A 2,594-nucleotide genomic window follows, 5' to 3' on the forward strand; every position below is an offset into this window, starting at 1 on the left:
GGTGGGAAGGGCTGTGCCAGGCGCCGCATATCGGCAAAAACGAAAAAAGCCACTCAGCGCTGGTGCCATCCGGCGCAAACCGCTTAATTCCCCGCGCAAAAATCTTCATCACGCCGCATCGCCCCAACCAGATTGCGTGCCGCTAAATTCGGACGGTGTTCACGTCCGGCCACGGCCGGACCCCGACCAATGGAGCGACATGAAAATCCGACACCTGGCGCTGGCTGTGTCTGCCCTCTGCACCATGGCAGGCATACCGTGCGCCCTCGCGCAAAGCGCGGCCGACGACGCCAACAAGAGCAACAACCCGCTCAACCTGGCGGCGTCCTTCAATATCCAGAACTTCTACACGCCGCGGCTGTACGGCAGCAACGCGCATACCAACGACTTTCTGCTGCGTCCCACCATCCCGGTGCTGCCAGGCAAGCTGATCGGCGTGCCGCAGATCTTCCGCGCCACCATCCCGGTGAGCACGCGCCCGAACGCGGACGGCACCTATGACACCGGGCTGGGCGATATCAACGTGTTCGACATCTTCCTGCTCAAGGAGCACGGCACGCAAATCGGCGTGGGGCCGCTGCTGACGATCCCCACGGCCACCGACCCCAGCCTGGGCACCGGCAAATGGCAGGCGGGGTTGGCGGGCGTGGTGGTCAATGCCACGCGCCAGCGGCTGCTGGGCATGCTGGTGCAGTGGCAGCATTCGTTCGCGGGGCAGAGCAGCCGGCCCACCGTGCAGTCGCTGACCGCGCAGCCGTTCCTGATCTACAACCTGCCTGAAGGCTGGTACCTGCGCTCCACGGGCACCTGGACCTTCGACCTGCAGCGCGACACTTTCTACATTCCGGTCGGCTTCGGCGCCGGCAAGACGTGGAAAGAGGGCAGCACCATCTTCAATGCCTTTGTCGAGCCGCAGTACACGGTCGCCCATCACGGCAACGGCGTGCCGCAGTGGACGGTGTTCGCGGGGCTCAACATGACCTTCGGCAAGTGATAGCGATGCGTGCATGCTGGCCTGGCGTACTGGCGATGGCCTGGGGTGCCACGGCCTTGGCGCAAGCCCCTGCCCGCGGCGCCATCCTCCGCGCAAGCCAACGCATCGGCCGGCACAGCGGCCTTCACTGAATCCGCGCCAGAACACCGGAAAGTGTCCTTCATCGATCCCGACGACGGCATGCTCGACATGAGCGATTTCCTGCTCGACCACAAGGAAGCGCTGCCGGTGCCGACCATCATCACGGAGCCCGCGGTCGGCTACGGCTTCGGGCTGGGGCTTATGTTCTTCTCCGAGTCGATGGCGGCGCCGCAGCCAGCGCCCGCGCCAGCGGCAAGGCCGTGGGCAGCGCCTGGCACTAGCGCACCAGGCGGCTTCAGCAAGTCGCCTTCAGGAAGTCGCCATCAGCGGCGGGCGCCGCTGCGTGGCCACGGCAAACGCGATCTGCGCCAGCCCGGCCGCGAGGCCCAGCGCCACGCCGGCCTGCCACGCCACCGTGTACGACCCCAGCGCGTCATAGACCAGCCCGCCGCCAAAGGCGCCGACAAAGCTGCCGATCTGGTGGCTGAAGAAGGCCACGCCGCCCAGCATCGCCTGCCAGCGCAGGCCAAAGGTCTGGGCGATCCAGCCCGACACCAGCGGCGCCACGCCCAGCCACAGGAAGCCCATCACCGCGGCGAACACCAGCGTGCTCTCCGGCGTCGGCGCCGACGAGAAATACCAGGTCAGCGCGAGCGAGCGGATGGTGTAGATCCCGCCCAGCAGCATCAGCTTGTTGAAGCGTCCGCCAGCCCAGCCGAAGAAGATGCTGCCCAGCACGTTGAAGCCGCCGATGACGCCGAGCGCCTGCGCGCTGAGCATCGGATCCATGCCGCACACATCCAGGTACGACGGCAGGTGCGTGGTCAGGAACACAAGCTGCATGCCGCAAACAAAATACGCCAGCGCCATCACCACGAACGGCGCGTGCCGCAGCGCGGTGCCAAGCGCCTGGCGCGCGTTGTCCTGGCCCACGCCGGCGGGCATCGCCAGCGGCAGCCGGTCCACGCGCCCGGCAAACCAGGCCGCCGGCAGCATCACCAGCGCCAGCAGCACGAATGCCGCCAGCCCCATGCGCCAGCCGTATGCCTGCGTCACCATCTGGCCGATCGGCGCGGCCAGCAGCGCCCCCAGCGATCCGGCGCCCGACACCAGCCCAAGCACCGTGCTGCGCAGCGCCGCGGATACCGGGCGCGCTGCCACCGCCATCGCCAGCGCGCTGCCGGTGCAGGCCATCGACGCGCCGATGGCAACGCCCGCGCCCAGCGTGACGCCGACCATGCCTCGCGCGGTGGCCAGCAACACCAGGCCGACGATGTAGAGCAGCGACCCCGCCACCATCAGCGGCCGGAAACCGATCCGCGTCGCCGACGCCCCCGCCAGCGGCTGCAGCAGTCCCCAGGCCAGGTTCTGCACGGCGATGGCGGCGGTGAAGTCCGAGACCGAGATGCCGATGTCGCGCGTCAGCGGCGGCATGAAGATGCCCAGGCTCTGGCGCAGGCCCATCGCCAGGCTGAGCATTACGGAGGCGCCGATCAGGATGGGCAGGGCGGGGCGCAGG

2 protein-coding genes and 1 pseudogene are annotated in these 2,594 nt (G+C 68.1%); 2 read left to right on the plus strand and 1 reads right to left on the minus strand.

Going from position 1 to position 2,594, the window contains the following annotated elements; translation table 11 throughout:
• Positions 1–199 precede the first annotated feature (199 nt).
• Together AB1I47_RS33620 and AB1I47_RS33920 are read left to right on the plus strand one after the other, a co-directional pair.
• Positions 200–994 carry a hypothetical protein gene (locus AB1I47_RS33620; RefSeq protein WP_354687964.1) on the plus strand — a complete coding sequence of 265 codons (795 nt, stop codon included), beginning with the start codon at positions 200–202 and terminating at the stop codon, positions 992–994.
• Positions 995–1,150: 156 nt separating this feature from the next.
• Positions 1,151–1,332: pseudogene (locus AB1I47_RS33920) on the plus strand (BamA/TamA family outer membrane protein); the annotation flags it as partial.
• A 52-nt stretch (positions 1,333–1,384) separates the two neighbouring features.
• On the opposite strand, the gene AB1I47_RS33630 reads toward AB1I47_RS33920, so the two are convergent.
• The gene (locus AB1I47_RS33630) at positions 1,385–2,593 is read right to left on the minus strand and encodes an MFS transporter (RefSeq protein WP_354687965.1); all 1,209 of its coding nucleotides are present in this window, start codon (positions 2,591–2,593) and stop codon (positions 1,385–1,387) included.
• Position 2,594: the final 1 nt, after the last annotated feature.

The organism is Cupriavidus necator (assembly GCF_040578825.1).
GTDB lineage: Bacteria > Pseudomonadota > Gammaproteobacteria > Burkholderiales > Burkholderiaceae > Cupriavidus > Cupriavidus necator_E.

Excerpts from the sequence above, each read along its gene's own strand:
- AB1I47_RS33620 (WP_354687964.1), top strand. The coding sequence starts at position 200 with ATGAAAATCCGACACCTGGCGCTGGCTGTGTCTGCCCTCTGCACCATG.